Raw genomic sequence first — 17058 nt, forward strand, 5'->3', positions numbered from 1 at the left:
TCTACATCAGAAGGGTTTTATTTATACGGACGTAGACAATAATGATACTAAGCAAAATAGAATGCAAGTGTGGAAAGGATGAATGAAATGGTGAAACCAGTAGTCGCCATTGTAGGGCGCCCGAATGTAGGGAAATCAACCATTTTCAACCGAATTGTCGGCGAAAGAATCTCAATCGTCGAAGATATTCCTGGTGTAACGAGAGATCGAATTTATAGTTCAGGAGAATGGTTAAATCAAGAGTTTAACCTTATTGATACCGGTGGAATTGATTTAGGAGATGAACCGTTTTTAGAGCAAATTCGCCAGCAAGCGGAAATTGCGATTGAAGAGGCGGATGTGATTATCTTTTTAGCAAGTGGAAGAGAAGGTGTGACTTCAGCGGATGAAGAAGTCGCGAAAATTTTATATCGCTCCAAAAAGCCAGTTGTTCTCGCTGTCAACAAAGTGGACAACCCAGAAATGCGTAGCCAAATTTATGATTTTTATTCGTTAGGTTTTGGAGAGCCATTCCCAATCTCCGGTGCGCACGGAATCGGCTTAGGGGATATGTTAGATGACGTTATCGCTCATTTTCCTCAGGCGGATGAAGAGGAATACGCTCCCGATGTTATTAAGTTTTCTTTAATTGGTCGTCCGAATGTTGGGAAGTCTTCTTTAGTAAATGCTTTACTAGGGGAAGAGCGGGTCATTGTTAGTGATGTTGCCGGAACAACGAGAGATGCGACCGATTCTCCATATACGTATGATGACCAAGAATATGTCATTATCGACACAGCCGGTATGAGGAAAAAAGGAAAAGTATACGAAACGACAGAGAAGTATAGTGTGCTGCGCGCATTGAGAGCGATTGAACGATCAGATGTCGTTTTAGTTGTCATCAATGCGGAGGAAGGCATTCGAGAGCAAGATAAGCATATTGCTGGTTACGCTCATGAAGCCGGTCGTGCGGTAATTATCGTCGTCAATAAGTGGGATGCGATTGAAAAAGACGAGAAAACGATGAAAGAGTTTGAAGAAAATATTCGTGGTCACTTCTTATTTTTAGATTATGCCCCAATCGTCTTCTTATCTGCTAAAACAAAGAAAAGAGTTCATACGTTACTACCAGTCATTAATCAAGCAAGTGAAAATCATTCGATGCGCGTACAATCAAGCGTGCTAAATGATGTGATTATGGATGCGGTAGCGATGAACCCTACACCGTCAGATAAAGGAAAGCGATTAAGAATTTATTATGCAACACAAGTAGCTGTCAAGCCGCCTACTTTTGTTGTTTTTGTGAATGAACCGGAGCTTATGCACTTTTCTTATGAACGTTTCTTACAAAATCGAATTCGTGAGGCGTTCGGCTTTGAAGGAACACCGATTCGAATTCTTTCCCGTGCCCGAAAATAACGAAAAGCTGGTGAATAAAACATGAAGAAAAAAGAGCAAATAGCTGTTATTGGAGCTGGAAGTTGGGGAACGGCTCTAGCTCTTGTGCTTGCGGATAATGGCCATGACGTTCGCTTGTGGGCTCATAATTCAGCACGCATTCAAGAAATTAATGAGCAACATACGAATCATCAATATTTGCCTAATATTTCCCTTCCAACGAACATTGTTGGCTATCATTCTATGACAGAAGTGTTGGATGGGATTGATTTGATTGTTTTGGCAGTACCAACAAAAGCGATTCGTGAAGTATTACAATCGATCCAACAACATCAACAACAACCGTTAACCATTGTTCACGTTAGCAAGGGGATTGAACCGGATACGCTGTTGCGCATCTCTGAAATGATTGAAGAAGAGATGCCAAAAGAGCTTTGCGAAGCAGTTGTCGTTTTATCAGGTCCTAGTCATGCGGAAGAAGTGAGCTTGCGTCATCCAACAACGGTGACGGTCTCCTCTAAAAACATGGAGGCAGCCGGAAGGGTTCAAGATATTTTTATGAATCAACATTTTCGTGTATACACAAATTCTGACATCGTTGGAGTGGAAATCGGTGGAGCGTTAAAAAATATTATCGCTTTAGCCGCTGGAATCTCTGATGGGCTGGGTTATGGTGATAATGCGAAAGCGGCTTTAATTACGCGAGGATTAGCTGAAATTGCTCGATTAGGAACAAAAATGGGGGCAAGGCCGTTGACATTCTCAGGGCTTACTGGCATTGGTGATTTAATTGTCACTTGTACGAGTGTTCATTCTCGTAATTGGCGAGCAGGAAACATGCTTGGTCAAGGGAAAAAGCTAGAAGAAGTGTTAGCCAACATGGGAATGGTTGTCGAAGGGGTTCGGACGACGAAAGCCGCTCGACAATTATCGGTAAAGTACAAGGTGAACATGCCGATCACGGCAGCTCTTTATGGCATCTTATTTGAAGGGCAAGACGCAAAATCAGCTGTTGATGAATTAATGGCTCGTATGAAAACACATGAGATGGAAGATTTAGTGAATGTATATGAAGATCGTCAATATGATGAAATATAGAGACGTTCGCTGAGTCAAAAGTAAGAAGTACTCCATATAATATGGTGAGAAAGCCAGCTATACTAGGAAATGGCGGTCGAATCAGCTGAGGCGGTGAAACAATCTGCTTCAGCTTTTTTTGAAATGACTTTATCTTTTTCTTTTTTTATGGACAAGCTTTATTGAAGAAGGTTTTTAGCGTGTTCACGGTCCAATTTAGCTGAGCGTTATGATATAATCAGGTCGATAACTGAAAGGGGTAGTGCAAGATGTCAACAGCAATGTTAAATATGTGGGTTTCGTTTGCTGGTATGGGACTTATGATTCTAGCCGTCATGATGATTTATTTGAGTCGTTATAAAATAAAGAATGGCTTTTTTAAATTTATTTCTGCTATGTTGGCTTATGCTTGTTTGATTATCGGTGGAATGATTATGGTTTATATTGTGTTTAGTGGTCCAACCGGAGCTTAGGGGGAAGAGAGATAATGAAAAAATATTCAATCATCATTTTGCTAATTCTTGTTTCTTCCATTATGAGTGGGTGTATGTTTCCAGAAGATCGGCTAGCAGCTAACCAGACGCCATATGAAGACCAGGTGCAATCCGTGCAGACAGCGGTCAATCAATTTAAAGAGCAAAATGATGGACTGTTACCGATTAAAAATAAAGAAGCGGATACACCGCTATATGAAAAATATCCGATTGATTTCAAAAAGCTTGCGCCGCAATTCATGGCAGAGCCACCTGGAAATGCCTTTGAATCAGGAGGGATTTTTCAATATGTTCTAGTGGACGCAGAGGAAAACCCAACTGTTAAACTCATTGATTTAAGAATGGCGGAGCAACTTCGTGATATTCAATTGCGGATTAAAGCGCATAAATACCCACCGTATGATCAAGAAATCGCACCGAATGTGTATTCATTAAAATATAAAGAACTAGGTTACGAAGAAGAGCCATATGTAGTCAGTCCTTATTCTAATAATAATTTACCGTTAGTGATTTCTGGGGATGGTCGAGTGTATGTCGATTATAGTAGTGAGTTGTATGCTGTGCTACAGAAATCTAAAGAGCAGCTTAAACAAGGAGAAGATATTCGTCCTTTACTTTATCAGGACTCTGTCATTGCTCCGGGCTTTTCCCTTCCATATACAGTAGATAAAAATAATGAGCCTGTGTTTATGGCGAAATAATCGTATAGAAAAGAGTCTCCAATGTAACAGATTGGAGGCTCTTTTTTTCTGCTTATCATTTTCAGTCATATAAAAGAGGGACAACATCATACAATTTAATGTATGAGAAACGGGCTAATTAAAAGGGTAAGCAATAAAGCAGGGAGGGAATCAAGTGGAAAAAACAGATGTTTTTAAAGATATAGCGGAACGCACAGGAGGAGATATATATTTAGGTGTGGTAGGGGCTGTTCGAACAGGAAAATCAACGTTTATTAAGAAATTTATGGAGCAACTAGTGCTTCCAAAAATAGAAAACGAAGCAGAACGAGCTCGTGCGCTTGATGAACTGCCACAAAGTGCAGCAGGAAAAACAATCATGACGACTGAACCTAAATTTGTGCCAAATCAGGCGATCTCCATTCAAGTAGACGATGGCCTTGATGTGAATATCCGCCTTGTTGATTGTGTAGGGTATGTGATCCCAGAAGCAAAAGGATATGAGGATGAAAACGGGCCTAGAATGATTAATACGCCTTGGTTTGAAGAGCCGATTCCATTTCATGAAGCAGCGGAAATAGGCACTCGTAAAGTGATTCAGGAGCATTCTACGATTGGTGTAGTGGTTACTACGGATGGTACCGTTGGAGAGATTCCTAGAGAGAATTATTTAGATGCAGAAGAGCGAATTATCGCGGAATTAAAGGAAGTTGGGAAACCGTTTATTATGATTGTCAACTCCGCTAGACCGTTTCATCCAGAAACAGACCAATTAAGAGACAGCTTAATAGAGAAATATGATATCCCGGTTCTATCCATGTCTGTCGAAAGTATGAGAGAAACTGATGTGATTAATGTGCTTAGAGAAGCATTATTTGAATTTCCAGTTCATGAAGTGAATGTGAACTTACCAGGTTGGGTTATGGTATTAAAAGATAGTCATTGGCTTCGAGGGCATTATCAAGAGGCTATTAAAGAAACGGTGCAGGATATTAAGCGTCTTCGTGATGTTGATCGCATTGTTCAGCAATTCGATGATTATGAATTTATTGAAAGTGCAGGGTTAGCAGGAATGGATATGGGGCAAGGTATCGCAGAAATTGATTTGTTTGCGCCAGATGAACTGTATGATCAAGTATTAAAGGAAATCGTAGGAGTCGATATCCGCGGGAAGGATCACTTGCTTGAATTAATGCAAGATTTTGCGAATGCCAAAAGGGAATATGACCAAGTGTCCGATGCGTTAAGAATGGTGAAACAGACAGGGTATGGCGTGGCTGCGCCTTCTCTTGAAGATATGAGTCTTGATGAACCGGAAATCATTCGTCAAGGATCTCGATTTGGGGTTCGATTAAAAGCGGTTGCCCCATCTATTCACATGATTAAAGTTGATGTAGAGTCCGAGTTTTCACCTATCATTGGAACGGAGAAACAAAGCGAAGAGCTTGTTCGCTATTTAATGCAAGACTTTGAAGATGATCCATTATCCATTTGGAACTCCGATATTTTCGGTCGAAATTTAAGCTCAATTGTGAGAGAAGGAATTCAAGGGAAATTAGCGTTAATGCCGGAAAATGCAAGGTATAAGTTGAAAGAAACGTTAGAGCGAATCATTAACGAAGGTTCAGGGGGGATGATCGCTATTATTTTATAAATATATTGATGCCCAGACTCTCTACTAAAGGAGGGTCTGCTTTGTATTTTTTAACTAAAGATGAAAGAAAGCTTAAAACTTAAGGGATTCTGCTTGATAAGCCATTTCTTATGTGATAATCTTTTAACAGAATTAATGTAGAAACATTGATTTGATAGCTTTTTTTTAGTTTTATGTATAGAATTAGAAAAAATAGCTTACTAATGAAAGTAATGGATTGAAATACAAAACTTTCGTTTAATACCCCCTTGGGAGGAGGTGAATGGCATGAATAAAACAGATTTAATTAATCAAGTTGCAGAAGCAGCTGAACTTTCTAAAAAAGATGCGACTAAAGCGGTTGAGGCCGTTTTTGATGCCATCCAAAACACGTTAGCAAACGGCGATAAAGTTCAATTGATCGGTTTCGGTAACTTCGAAGTGCGTGAACGTTCTGCTCGTAAAGGACGCAACCCTCAAACAGGTGAGGAAATTGAAATCGCTGCTAGCAAAGTGCCTGCGTTTAAACCAGGTAAAGCATTGAAAGATGCGGTAAAATAATTACATAGCCTGTTGGCTAATAGGAGACCTCACAAAGGTCTCCTTTTTTAATAGGTGCCTTCCGCTTTTCTGTGTTCACACACTTCTCTTTGATGTGGTTGTTGGGTTGTGCTAATATTTATATTGTTATAGTGTAAATGAATATTTTATTTAACGTGGATGGAGAGGGTTGTATAGATATGGCTGAAGTAAATCGTGCTCAAATTGAGGAAGCAGTTAGATTAATATTAGAAGCAGTAGGGGAAGATCCAAACCGTGAAGGGCTTTTAGATACGCCTAAGCGGGTAGCGAAGATGTATGAAGAGGTCTTTTCTGGTTTAAATAAAGATCCGAAAGAATATTTTGAAACGGTTTTTGGGGAAGACTATGAGGAATTGGTCTTAGTTAAAGATATACCTTTTTATTCGATGTGTGAGCATCATCTCGTACCTTTCTTTGGTCACGCTCATGTAGCTTATTTCCCTAAAAATGGAAAGGTTACAGGCTTAAGTAAGTTAGCGCGCGCGGTGGAAACAGTCGCGAGACGTCCACAATTACAGGAGCGTATTACTTCTGAAGTGGCTGATGCGATTATGGAAACGCTTGAGCCGCATGGCGTGATGGTTGTAGTTGAGGCGGAGCATATGTGTATGGCGATGCGCGGAGTGAAAAAACCTGGTTCTAAAACGGTAACGACGGCTGCCCGAGGGAATTATGCGGATGATGTGCACGCTCGTTCTGAATTGTTGCAATTAATCAAGGCTTAAGAAGAGGAAGGTATGATGAAGCATGAAGCTAAACCAAGCGGATTACATCATGATTCGCGCGCTTGAAGATGGTGTAAATGTGATCGGGTTAACAAGAGGGTCAGACACACGTTTCCATCACTCGGAAAAGCTAGACCGAGGTGAAGTGATGGTTGCTCAATTCACAGAGCATACTTCCGCCATTAAAGTCCGTGGCAAAGCTGAAATTGTGACAAGTTTTGGACAAATGGAAAGTGGAAGTGTGAAAGAATAGGCTGGAATAAGCAGAAGGCAATGATCGTGCTGGGCTTCTCTACTAACGTCAACATATAGTACTCCCTTAGTATTTAGGCTATATCAAGACGGTGGAGAAGGCTGGCTCTTTTATATTTATTCACAGAGGGTTAGAAACAATTTTTATCTGTTTAATTTACTGACATCTGTTCGTATTTAGTCAGTAAGTGTGGTATAATATTGCTTGTTTTATAGCATGATGAAATGATAATAATACATAATAAAAAGAAACGGGATTAAGGGGTTAAGACGATGACTGAATGGCTAGAACAAAAATCATTAATTGAACAAGAGGTGCAATATAAACTTTCCTTCCCTTATTTGCGAAAGTATATCGACAAGCCGGATATTGACGAAACTCGTCTGATGGTCTTAATGTTTCCATTTAATGGAGAGTGTTTGTCAACCTCTGAAACAAAACAATATATTACAACTGCCACGCTGATTCAAATCGCTCTTGATACCCATGAAAAAGTGACAGCTTCTTCAAGTGATATTTTGAAAGAACAACAACTAACCGTATTGGCTGGGGATTATTTTAGTGGTTTGTATTATCAAATTCTCGCTGATTTGAATGATGTTCATATGATTCGAACGCTTGCGGATGCAGTAAAAAGTATTAATGAAAATAAAATAGCTTTATATCAAAATGAACGATATTCAGTGGAATCGATCATGGATAGCGTTTATAAAATAGAGACTGAAATTGTAGAGAGGTTTTATCGATTCTTCAATGTTCAACATCTTTTTTCAGGGGTTTCGCACGTGCTGTTTGTCAAAAGATTATTGAGAGAAAAGGAAGCCTTTCTTTCAGGTGAAAAAGCCATTATTATGGATTCACTTAAACAGCTGAAGTTTCCTGAAGTTAAAGGATCGCTTTCACTGGAACAGCAGCGAAGTCTTTTTCAACTTTGCGAAGAATATATCATGAAAGCACGAGCAGCTGTCGAACGAACAATGAATACAGAGTTTGCTCATGAACCGATCCTTCATCTTTTCGAAAGAATGTCAATAGAGTTTTTTGGGAATAAAACTTATGTGGAAGAAGGGTAAATAATGCAACAATCGAAGGAAGAAAGAGTACATGGGGTCTTTGAGAAGATTTCGAGTAATTATGACCATATGAATTCTTTAATTAGCTTTCAGCAGCATAAACGCTGGAGAAATGATACGATGAAACGGATGGCGGTCAAAAAAGGGGCTAAGGCTCTCGACGTATGTTGCGGAACAGGGGATTGGACAATGGCCCTTGCTGAAGTTGTCGGAGAAGAAGGGAAAGTCGTTGGGCTTGATTTCAGTCATAATATGCTAGAGGTCGGTCGCGAAAAAGTGAAAGCAGCTCGTTTATCTCAAGTAGATATGATCCAAGGGAATGCGATGGAGCTTCCATTTGAGGACAATACATTTGATTATGTGACCATCGGCTTTGGATTGCGCAACGTCCCGGATTACATGCACGTTTTGAAAGAAATGAATCGAGTGTTAAAACCGGGTGGCATGGCGGTATGTCTTGAAACTTCTCAGCCGACGATGATTGGTTATCGCCAGCTATACTTTTTATATTTCCGCTTTATTATGCCGATGTTCGGCAAGTTATTTGCGAAAAGTTACCAAGAATATTCTTGGTTGCAAGAATCTGCGCGCGACTTCCCTGGCATGAAGGAGCTAGCTCGTATGTTTGAACAGGCAGGATTGGTTAATGTTAGCTACAAGTCTCATACCGGTGGAGTAGCAGCAACCCATATTGGTTATAAACAAAAGTAAATAAGTTGGGTGAAAACATGAAGTTAAATATGCTATATTCGTTCTTAAAAGCGGATATTGATTTAATTGAAAAAGAACTGGAACAAGCTATCTCCTCTCAGTCGCCATCATTACGCGATGCCTCGTTGCATTTGTTGCAAGCAGGTGGCAAGCGTATTCGCCCGGTATTTGTTTTACTTTCTGCTAAATTTGGCCAGTATGAGATTGAGAAAGTAAAACATGTTGCTGTAGCTTTAGAACTGATTCATATGGCGTCACTCGTTCATGACGATGTCATTGATAATGCCGAGCTTAGAAGAGGGCAACCGACTGTGAAGGCTGAATGGGATAATCGTTTTGCGATGTATACAGGCGATTATATTTTTGCTCGTTCGCTTGAATATATTACAAGTATCGAAAATATTGAAGCTCATCGAATTTTGTCTAGGACGATTGTGGAAGTGTGTGTAGGTGAAATTGTCCAAATTAAGGACAAATACCGATATGAGCAAAATCTGCGTGATTATTTACGGAGAATTAAACGAAAAACGGCGCTTTTAATTGCGGCTAGCTGCCAATTAGGAGCCATTGCTGCTGATGTTCCGAAAGAGGTTCATCAAAAGCTGTATCAATTTGGTTATAACGTTGGGATGGCGTTTCAAATAACGGATGATATCCTTGACTTTACCGCCACGGAAGCTCAACTTGGAAAGCCAGCTGGAAGTGATCTATGGCAAGGAAATATCACCTTGCCTGTTCTGTACGCGATGCAGGATGAGCAGTTGAAAGAGAAAATTATTCGAGTGAACGAACAGACCACGAAAGCCGAAATGAATGAAATCATCACATTATTGAAACGAAGTGATGCGATTGAACGTTCGCATGCATTGAGTCAGCGCTATTTAAATCGGGCATTAGACATATTGAAGGAACTACCTTCTAATCGCAATAAAAAAGCATTGCGCGATATCGCCAAATATATCGGCAAGCGAAAATACTAGTTTTTTGACGAAAACATTGTCAAGTTGAGCAATCAATGTTACTATTTTGAAGGATTCATTATTTTTAAATAAACTTACATAAAATAGGAGTGACTATAATGGAAAAAACATACTTAATGGTTAAGCCAGACGGCGTACAAAGAGGACTAATTGGTGAGATCGTTGCTCGTTTTGAGCAAAAAGGTTTCCAACTAGTTGGAGCGAAATTAATGAGCGTTTCTAAAGAAACAGCTGAACAACATTATGCAGAGCATAAAGAGCGTCCTTTCTTCGGTGAATTAGTAGACTTCATCACTTCAAGCCCAGTGTTTGCAATGGTTTGGGAAGGTGAAAATGTGATTGCGACAGCTCGTCAAATGATGGGTGCAACTAACCCGAAAGATGCAGCTCCAGGAACAATCCGTGGCGACTTCGGTATCACTGTTGGTAAAAACATTATCCATGGTTCTGACTCTCCAGAAAGCGCAGAAAGAGAAATCGCGATTTTCTTCAAAGAAGAAGAATTAACGACTTACAGCAAACCAGTAAATGAGTGGATCTACTAATTGCTATTTAAAACACTGTCTACGGGCAGTGTTTTTTATATTTGTCCAAAACAGCTATTGTGCTACTTCGATGTTACGATATAATAAGACAAAAGAACTACAATTTATGCCAATTATTCAATAGGGAGAGGAAATAGGAGATGGGCGACTACCAAGAGTTTATTCAGCAAATCAATCGGAAAACAGGCATTGATCTCAGCTTGTATAAAGAGGCGCAAATGAAGAGACGATTAACTTCCTTATACGAAAAAAGGGGATTTCGCTCATTTAAAGAGTTTTTTGAAGCGATGAATCGTGATCAAGAGATTTTTAATGAATTTTTAGATCGAATGACGATCAATGTCTCTGAATTTTATCGCAATGCAAAGCGATGGGAAGTGTTAGAAAAGAAGATATTCCCTCGTTTACTTGCCTCTAATAAAAAGCTGAAAGTGTGGAGTGCGGCTTGTTCGACAGGGGAAGAACCGTATACAACAGCGATGGTGTTATCGAAATTTATGCCGTTATCTCAAATCTCGATTTTAGCGACCGATTTGGATCAAAATGCGCTTCAAAAAGCGAAAATCGGTGTCTATTCTGAGCGGTCACTCGCGGAAGTTCCGAAAGAAATGAAAGAGAAGTATTTCACGCGAGAAGGAAGCTTTTTTAAAGTGACGGATGAAATTAAGCGGACGGTGACATTTAAACAACAAAATTTATTGTCCGACCGTTTCGATTCCAATTTTGACTTAATTATTTGTCGCAATGTCATGATTTATTTTACAGAGGAAGCAAAAGATCAGCTATACCATAAATTTAATCAAGCATTAAAGCCTAGCGGAGTGCTATTTGTTGGGAGTACGGAGCAAATTTTCAACCCGAATGAATACGGATTTGAAGTGGAGGATACGTTCTTTTACCAAAGATCACAACATGCTATGAGAATTTAATATGTTAAGGAACATGGAGACCTATATTTTTAGGTCTCTATTCTTATATATGAATAATTTTTTTGAAAATATCATGAATTGTGACAAATACATCGGTAGTTATGGTAAAATCTCAAAAAGTACATAAGTGTATGGAAATTTTCAAAAAATGTGTTATAGTGTTACATAACCGCTTTAACGAGTTGAAGGGAGAAAGTGAAATGAGATATTTAACAGCAGGGGAATCACACGGACCACAGTTAACGACAATTATAGAAGGGCTACCTGCCGGGATGCCGCTTTTGGCAGAGGATATTAATATTGAGCTAAGCCGTCGTCAGAAAGGTCATGGACGAGGTCGTAGAATGCAAATTGAGAAAGATGTAGTCAGCATTAAAAGTGGAGTGCGTCATGGATACACACTTGGTTCGCCAGTCTCGTTAGTAGTTGAAAATGATGACTGGAAGCATTGGACAAAAATTATGGGGATTGAGCCGCTAGACGAAAATGAAGAGGAAGAAGTAAAGCGTCAAATTACTCGCCCGCGTCCTGGACATGCGGATTTAAACGGTGGAATTAAATATGGTCATCGCGATATGAGGAATGTGCTAGAGCGATCGTCCGCGCGTGAAACGACAGTGAGAGTAGCGGCTGGAGCAGTAGCTAAGAAGCTATTAAAGGTACTAGGGATCGAGATTGCTTCCCACGTCGTTGAAATTGGAGGAATTAAAGCAAAGTCAACGGATGTAGAAACGATTGAGCAAATTCAACAACAGAGTGAGGACTCACCAGTTCGTTGTCTAGATCCTGAAGCAGAAAAGCAAATGATGCAGGCGATTGATGATGCTAAGAAAAATGGCGATTCCATTGGCGGAATTGTTGAAGTGATTGTCGAAGGGATGCCGGTCGGTGTTGGAAGCTACGTTCATTATGATCAAAAACTAGATGCTAAAATTGCTGGAGCGATCGTTAGCATTAACGCCTTTAAAGGGGTGGAATTTGGCATCGGCTTTGAAGCAGCTGAACGGTTTGGTAGTGAAGTGCATGATGAGATTGCTTGGACGAAAGAGAAGGGTTACTACCGTAAAACGAATCGCTTAGGTGGCTTTGAAGGCGGCATGACAAACGGAATGCCGATTGTCGTTCGCGGAGTGATGAAGCCAATTCCAACGCTTTATAAGCCGCTAGAAAGTGTCGACATTGATACGAAAGAGCCATTCACGGCAAGTATTGAGCGTTCCGATAGCTGTGCGGTACCAGCAGCTGCTGTTGTAGCAGAAGCTGCTGTTGCTTGGGAATTAGCTTCGGCGCTTGTTAGCCAATTTTACAGTGATCGCATGGAGACGCTCATTGCTTCTGTAGAAGAATCAAAACGCTATGCAAAGGAGTTTTGAGAATGCGGCAATTAATGATCGAAATGCCGAATAAGACGTATCCCGTGTACGTCGGAGAAGGGGCATTAACTAAATTAGTAGAGTTGTTTCAAGGTCCTCTTCATGAAACGACAAAAATTTTGGTCATTGCGGATGAACATGTCGCTGTTCTTCATGGAGAAATATTAAAGAAGTCGATCCCGTCAAACGTCCCTTACGAATGGTTAACCGTTCCTAAGGGAGAAGCGGCGAAATCATTTGCCACATTCGAGGCGTGTTTAACGTTCGCGCTCGAAAAAGGGCTGGACCGAAAATCTTGTATTCTCGCTTTTGGCGGGGGAGCAGCAGGCGACCTAGCTGGCTATGTAGCAGCAAGCTTTATGCGTGGCATTCGCTTTGTGCAAATTCCAACAACGATTTTAGCTCATGATAGTGCTGTTGGCGGAAAGGTAGCAATCAATCATCCGTTAGGTAAAAATATGATAGGTCACTTCCATCAGCCAGAAGGGGTTCTCTATGATACACAGTTTTTGCAGACGTTGCCTGAGCATGAGGTGCGTTCTGGATTTGCTGAAGTCATTAAGCATGCGTTAATCGCAGACCCAACATTTTTACACGAGATCATGACGAAGGTGACACATCTGGATGATTTGACAGCAGACTTCCTTGCCTATTGTTTAGAAAGAGGCATTGAAATTAAAGGGAAGATTGTTGGTGAAGATGAGAGAGAACAAGGCATTCGTGCTTATTTAAACTTTGGTCATACGTATGGTCATGCGCTAGAGGCGGCTTTAGGTTATGGGAAGGTCACTCACGGAGAGGCGGTTGCCGCCGGAATGGTATACGCTCTTTCTCTTAGCCAGCAAAAAACGAGCTTAGCGTTTCGTCTAGAAGAGTTTTGCCAATGGTTACAGAATCTAGGTTATCGCTTAGATTTAAATGCATCGTTTTCATTTGAGGAGCTCCATCATTTAATGAAAAGAGACAAGAAAACGATCGGTGAACATATTCGCTTCGTTCTGTTAGAAGCGGTCGGAAAACCGGTGATTTGTGAAGTAAGCACGATGGAATTACGAGAAACGGACCAATTAGTAAGGAAGGAAATGATGAGATGATTAGGGGGATAAGGGGAGCTACAACAGTAACAGCGAATGATGAAATAGAAATGACGGACGCAACGGAAAAGCTTTTGCGAGAGATGATTGTCGAGAATGAGCTACAACCGGACGATGTATGTTCTGTTTTTATTTCAGTGACAGAAGATCTTGCCGCCGTTTTTCCGGCGAAGGCGTTAAGGCGTTTTGATGGCTGGAGCTATGTACCAGTGATGTGCATGAAGGAAATTCCGGTGCCAGGAAGTTTAGCAAAGTGTATACGTGTGATGATGCATGTGAATACGAAACTGACTCAATCAGAAGTGAAGCATATTTATCTAGAGCAGGCCATCAGTTTGCGCCCTGACTTACAAAAGCAAAATCATTAACATAGCGGAGGGGTAGTTATGAAGTGGAAAGATCAAATCGTTCATTTAAAAGCGTATCAACCGGGTCGTTCTGTTGAAGAGGTGAAAAAACAGTTCGGTTTAGAAAAGATTGTGAAATTAGCTTCAAATGAGAATCCTTTTGGTTCATCAAGCAAAGTACAAGAATGGGTACAATCATATGCGAAGTCTTTTGCGATTTATCCGGATGGCTATACGACGATTTTACGAACAGCTCTTAGTGAGCAGCTAGAATTGAATGAAAAGCAATTCATTTTCGGAAATGGATCGGATGAAATTCTGCAAATCGTCTCTCGTTCGTTGCTTGAGCCGGGGAAAAATACGGTGATGGCGACTCCGACGTTTTCTCAGTACCGTCATAATGCCGTTGTGGATGGAGCGGAAGTAAGGGAAGTTCCACTTGTGGACGGCGCTCACGATTTAGCGGCGATGAGAGCGGCGATGGATGATCAAACAGCTGTCGTTTGGCTCTGTAGCATTAACAATCCGACAGGTGTTCATTTAACGAAAGAGGCGCTCATCAACTTTTTAGATCAAGTGCCTGAAGATGTGTTAGTCGTATTAGATGAAGCGTATTATGAATATGTAGTGGCGGATGATTATTATGATGCTCTAGACATTATTCAACGCTATTCGAATGTATTAGTGACTAGAACATTTTCAAAAGCATATGGTTTAGCTAGCTTCCGTGTCGGCTACGGTTTTGGTTCTGAAGAAATGATTCAACGATTAGAGCCTGTACGCGAGCCGTTCAATGTCAATACATTGGCACAAGGAGCCGCGGTAGCTGCACTTTCGGATCAAGCATTTATCGATACATGTCGAGCGGAAAACCGTAAAGGATTGGAGCAATTTTATCAATTTTGCCAAGAGGAAGGTCTATTTTATTATCCTTCCCAAGGAAATTTTATCTTAATCGACTTTCAATGTGACAGTGATGTATTATTTGAATACTTAATGAAAAAAGGCTATATTGTTCGTTCAGGTCAAGCGCTCGGATTTCCGACATTTGTGAGAGTGACAGTCGGTTCGAAAGAGGAAAACGAAGGCGTTATGCAAGCGATGAAAAGCTTTTTAACGGAAACAGTTATAAGATAGTAGGTGTAAATCATGAGAGGAAACGTGTTTATTGCCGGTTTAGGACTGATTGGTGGCTCTCTTGCGAAAAGTATCAAAACATCTCATCCGCAAGCAACGGTTATTGGCTTTGATATCCGCCCTCAAGAAATGGGGTTAGCAGAGGCGCTTCATGTCATTGATCAAAGCGCCCCATCATTTCAAGCAGGAGCGGAACAGGCCGATTTAATTATTTTGGCCGTGCCTGTCATTCAAACGGAAGAAATGATTCGTGAATTGATGAACTTTCGCTTAAAAGAGCATGTGATCGTCACCGACACGGGCAGTACGAAGAAGAAAATTATGACCTGTGCCCAAGCGTTACTAAACCAAGGGATTACCTTCATTGGTGGTCATCCGATGGCTGGTTCTCATAAAAGTGGTGTCGCCGCAGCGAAGGAGCATTTATTTGAAAATGCCTTTTATTTATTGACGCCAAGTACGGATGTAGATGAAAAGCAATTAGCTATTTTAAAGAAATGGTTAGAGGGAACGAAGGCGAAAATCATTGAATTATCAGCAGAGGATCATGATGAATTGACCGGTGTTGTTAGCCATTTCCCTCACGTTGTAGCAGCATCGCTTGTTCATCAGGCGGAAAGCTATAACGATCAGAATTCGCTTGTTTCAAGATTAGCAGCAGGTGGATTTAAAGATATTACACGCATTGCGTCATCTAACCCGGAAATGTGGAAAGATATTTCTTTACATAATAAGGAAGTTCTTCTGGAGCTGTTAGAAAATTGGCAAGTAGAAATGAATAAAGTGATCGACATGTTGAAGGAAGAAAAGGCAACGGATTTGTTCGATTATTTCCATCAAGCGAAAGATTTTCGCGATCAGCTTCCTGCTCAATCGCTGGGAGCGATTCCAGCCTTTTATGACTTATATGTCGATGTTCCTGATTATCCGGGGATCATTTCTGAGATAACGGCTTATTTAGCAGAAGAACGAATTAGTATCACGAATATTCGTATTTTAGAAACGCGTGAAGATGTATTTGGAGTGCTTGTGATCAGCTTTCAAAATGATAAAGATCGCATGCGGGCGATGAGCTGTATTGAAAAGCAAACCAATTACGACTTATATTTAGCCTAAAAGGGTGTGGTATAGATGAAAGAGAAAGAGATCGAGTTGAAGTTAACAAATTCTGTGCTACAAGGAACGCTGGAAGTACCGGGAGATAAATCCATTTCCCATCGCTCAGTGATGTTCGGTGCGTTAGCAGAAGGGAGAACGACGATTCGCCATTTTTTAAAGGGAGCGGATTGTTTAAGTACGATTGATATCTTCCGAAAGCTTGGTGTTCAAATTGAGGAAACGGAAGAAGAAATCATTGTTCACGGAAACGGCTGGGATGGGTTGAAAGAGCCTGTTGATATTTTAGATGCTGGGAACTCTGGGACAACAACTAGATTATTGCTAGGTATTTTAGCGGGTAGACCGTTTCATTCGGTGTTAATTGGCGATGAATCGATTGCAAAACGTCCGATGGATCGAGTAGTTGTTCCGTTGAAAAATATGGGAGCACAAATTTCTGGGCGCGAAGATGGACGATTCACTCCTTTAGCGGTGCAAGGAACGACGTTAACAGCGATGCATTATGAGTTGCCGATGGCTAGTGCTCAAGTGAAATCAGCGATTATTTTTGCTGGTTTGCAAGCAAACGGAGAGACGGTTATTACCGAGCCACTTCCGACTCGCGATCATACAGAGAAAATGATTGAACAGTTTGGTGGAAAGATTACACGACGCGACAATGAGATCATCGTAACAGGTGGTCAATCGTTTAAAGGGACCGATATTTACGTACCAGGAGATATTTCTTCAGCGGCCTTTTTCCTAGTTGCTGGTGCGATTGCGCCAAACAGTGAAATTACATTAAAAAATGTCGGCTTAAACCCTACGAGAACAGGTATTATTGATGTGATGGAAAAAATGGGCGCCAACATGGAAGTCATATTAGAGGAATCCAAAGGTGAAGAAATTGGTACGGTCATTATTCGCACTTCTGAGCTACACGGGGTGGA

The 17058-nt window shown here is 40.8% G+C and carries 19 protein-coding genes; all 19 read left to right on the plus strand.

Features of this window, described 5'->3' with window-relative positions; genetic code table 11:
* Nucleotides 1–87 precede the first annotated feature (87 nt).
* Complete coding sequence (gene der, locus CEF22_RS08110) at nt 88–1398, plus strand: ribosome biogenesis GTPase Der (protein ID WP_100402450.1); 1311 nt, start codon at nt 88–90, stop codon at nt 1396–1398.
* 21 nt (nt 1399–1419) lie between these two features.
* Nucleotides 1420–2475, plus strand: a complete 1056-nt coding sequence (locus CEF22_RS08115) for an NAD(P)H-dependent glycerol-3-phosphate dehydrogenase (RefSeq protein ID WP_100402451.1) — start codon at nt 1420–1422, stop codon at nt 2473–2475.
* A 248-nt stretch (nt 2476–2723) separates the two neighbouring features.
* Nucleotides 2724–2927 carry a DUF2768 domain-containing protein gene (locus CEF22_RS08120; RefSeq protein ID WP_095478104.1) on the plus strand — a complete coding sequence of 68 codons (204 nt, stop codon included), beginning with the start codon at nt 2724–2726 and terminating at the stop codon, nt 2925–2927.
* A 14-nt stretch (nt 2928–2941) separates the two neighbouring features.
* Nucleotides 2942–3649 carry a hypothetical protein gene (locus tag CEF22_RS08125; protein ID WP_198508044.1) on the plus strand — a complete coding sequence of 236 codons (708 nt, stop codon included), beginning with the start codon at nt 2942–2944 and terminating at the stop codon, nt 3647–3649.
* Between the two features lie 154 nt (nt 3650–3803).
* A complete protein-coding gene (gene spoIVA / locus CEF22_RS08130; protein WP_100402453.1) occupies nt 3804–5282 on the plus strand; it encodes a stage IV sporulation protein A in 1479 nt (492 codons plus the stop codon).
* A 267-nt stretch (nt 5283–5549) separates the two neighbouring features.
* Complete coding sequence (locus tag CEF22_RS08135; RefSeq protein ID WP_094835404.1) at nt 5550–5822, plus strand: HU family DNA-binding protein; 273 nt, start codon at nt 5550–5552, stop codon at nt 5820–5822.
* Nucleotides 5823–6001: 179 nt separating this feature from the next.
* Nucleotides 6002–6568 (plus strand): GTP cyclohydrolase I FolE, encoded by a 567-nt coding sequence (gene folE, locus CEF22_RS08140; protein WP_100402454.1) that lies wholly within the window; start codon nt 6002–6004, stop codon nt 6566–6568.
* 22 nt (nt 6569–6590) lie between these two features.
* Nucleotides 6591–6821 (plus strand): trp RNA-binding attenuation protein MtrB, encoded by a 231-nt coding sequence (gene mtrB / locus CEF22_RS08145; protein ID WP_094835406.1) that lies wholly within the window; start codon nt 6591–6593, stop codon nt 6819–6821.
* A gap of 272 nt (nt 6822–7093) precedes the next feature.
* On the plus strand, nt 7094–7894 hold the full coding sequence (locus tag CEF22_RS08150; RefSeq protein WP_100402455.1) for a heptaprenyl diphosphate synthase component 1: 801 nt from the start codon (nt 7094–7096) through the stop codon (nt 7892–7894).
* Between the two features lie 3 nt (nt 7895–7897).
* On the plus strand, nt 7898–8605 hold the full coding sequence (locus CEF22_RS08155; protein ID WP_095478094.1) for a demethylmenaquinone methyltransferase: 708 nt from the start codon (nt 7898–7900) through the stop codon (nt 8603–8605).
* Between the two features lie 17 nt (nt 8606–8622).
* On the plus strand, nt 8623–9585 hold the full coding sequence (gene hepT / locus CEF22_RS08160; protein WP_100402456.1) for a heptaprenyl diphosphate synthase component II: 963 nt from the start codon (nt 8623–8625) through the stop codon (nt 9583–9585).
* 98 nt (nt 9586–9683) lie between these two features.
* Nucleotides 9684–10130 (plus strand): nucleoside-diphosphate kinase, encoded by a 447-nt coding sequence (gene ndk, locus CEF22_RS08165; RefSeq protein WP_095478090.1) that lies wholly within the window; start codon nt 9684–9686, stop codon nt 10128–10130.
* 140 nt (nt 10131–10270) lie between these two features.
* The gene (locus CEF22_RS08170) at nt 10271–11059 is read left to right on the plus strand and encodes a CheR family methyltransferase (protein WP_100402457.1); all 789 of its coding nucleotides are present in this window, start codon (nt 10271–10273) and stop codon (nt 11057–11059) included.
* Between the two features lie 200 nt (nt 11060–11259).
* Nucleotides 11260–12432 (plus strand): chorismate synthase, encoded by a 1173-nt coding sequence (gene aroC, locus CEF22_RS08175; RefSeq protein WP_100402458.1) that lies wholly within the window; start codon nt 11260–11262, stop codon nt 12430–12432.
* Nucleotides 12433–12434: 2 nt separating this feature from the next.
* Nucleotides 12435–13526 (plus strand): 3-dehydroquinate synthase, encoded by a 1092-nt coding sequence (aroB, locus tag CEF22_RS08180; RefSeq protein WP_100402459.1) that lies wholly within the window; start codon nt 12435–12437, stop codon nt 13524–13526.
* Nucleotides 13523–13894, plus strand: a complete 372-nt coding sequence (gene aroH / locus CEF22_RS08185) for a chorismate mutase (RefSeq protein WP_095478082.1) — start codon at nt 13523–13525, stop codon at nt 13892–13894. Before aroB ends, aroH begins: the two co-directional genes overlap by 4 nt.
* Before the next feature lie 18 nt (nt 13895–13912).
* Nucleotides 13913–15010 carry a histidinol-phosphate transaminase gene (gene hisC / locus CEF22_RS08190; protein WP_100402460.1) on the plus strand — a complete coding sequence of 366 codons (1098 nt, stop codon included), beginning with the start codon at nt 13913–13915 and terminating at the stop codon, nt 15008–15010.
* Between the two features lie 12 nt (nt 15011–15022).
* The gene (locus CEF22_RS08195) at nt 15023–16126 is read left to right on the plus strand and encodes a prephenate dehydrogenase (protein WP_100402461.1); all 1104 of its coding nucleotides are present in this window, start codon (nt 15023–15025) and stop codon (nt 16124–16126) included.
* 15 nt (nt 16127–16141) lie between these two features.
* The coding region (gene aroA, locus CEF22_RS08200) for a 3-phosphoshikimate 1-carboxyvinyltransferase (protein WP_100403952.1) at nt 16142–17058 on the plus strand (917 nt) is incomplete at its 3' end.

The sequence above is a fragment of the Bacillus sp. FJAT-42315 genome, assembly GCF_002797375.1.
In the GTDB taxonomy this organism is placed as follows: domain Bacteria; phylum Bacillota; class Bacilli; order Bacillales; family Domibacillaceae; genus Bacillus_CE.

What these genes read in the sequence shown, in the direction of transcription:
- der (WP_100402450.1), top strand. Translation starts at nt 88, where the DNA reads ATGGTGAAACCAGTAGTCGCCATTGTAGGGCGCCCGAATGTAGGGAAA.
- CEF22_RS08115 (WP_100402451.1), top strand. Translation starts at nt 1,420, where the DNA reads ATGAAGAAAAAAGAGCAAATAGCTGTTATTGGAGCTGGAAGTTGGGGA.
- CEF22_RS08120 (WP_095478104.1), top strand. Translation starts at nt 2,724, where the DNA reads ATGTCAACAGCAATGTTAAATATGTGGGTTTCGTTTGCTGGTATGGGA.
- CEF22_RS08125 (WP_198508044.1), top strand. Translation starts at nt 2,942, where the DNA reads ATGAAAAAATATTCAATCATCATTTTGCTAATTCTTGTTTCTTCCATT.
- CEF22_RS08135 (WP_094835404.1), top strand. Translation starts at nt 5,550, where the DNA reads ATGAATAAAACAGATTTAATTAATCAAGTTGCAGAAGCAGCTGAACTT.
- folE (WP_100402454.1), top strand. Translation starts at nt 6,002, where the DNA reads ATGGCTGAAGTAAATCGTGCTCAAATTGAGGAAGCAGTTAGATTAATA.
- mtrB (WP_094835406.1), top strand. Translation starts at nt 6,591, where the DNA reads ATGAAGCTAAACCAAGCGGATTACATCATGATTCGCGCGCTTGAAGAT.
- CEF22_RS08150 (WP_100402455.1), top strand. Translation starts at nt 7,094, where the DNA reads ATGACTGAATGGCTAGAACAAAAATCATTAATTGAACAAGAGGTGCAA.
- CEF22_RS08155 (WP_095478094.1), top strand. Translation starts at nt 7,898, where the DNA reads ATGCAACAATCGAAGGAAGAAAGAGTACATGGGGTCTTTGAGAAGATT.
- hepT (WP_100402456.1), top strand. Translation starts at nt 8,623, where the DNA reads ATGAAGTTAAATATGCTATATTCGTTCTTAAAAGCGGATATTGATTTA.
- ndk (WP_095478090.1), top strand. Translation starts at nt 9,684, where the DNA reads ATGGAAAAAACATACTTAATGGTTAAGCCAGACGGCGTACAAAGAGGA.
- CEF22_RS08170 (WP_100402457.1), top strand. Translation starts at nt 10,271, where the DNA reads ATGGGCGACTACCAAGAGTTTATTCAGCAAATCAATCGGAAAACAGGC.
- aroC (WP_100402458.1), top strand. Translation starts at nt 11,260, where the DNA reads ATGAGATATTTAACAGCAGGGGAATCACACGGACCACAGTTAACGACA.
- aroB (WP_100402459.1), top strand. Translation starts at nt 12,435, where the DNA reads ATGCGGCAATTAATGATCGAAATGCCGAATAAGACGTATCCCGTGTAC.
- aroH (WP_095478082.1), top strand. Translation starts at nt 13,523, where the DNA reads ATGATTAGGGGGATAAGGGGAGCTACAACAGTAACAGCGAATGATGAA.
- hisC (WP_100402460.1), top strand. Translation starts at nt 13,913, where the DNA reads ATGAAGTGGAAAGATCAAATCGTTCATTTAAAAGCGTATCAACCGGGT.
- CEF22_RS08195 (WP_100402461.1), top strand. Translation starts at nt 15,023, where the DNA reads ATGAGAGGAAACGTGTTTATTGCCGGTTTAGGACTGATTGGTGGCTCT.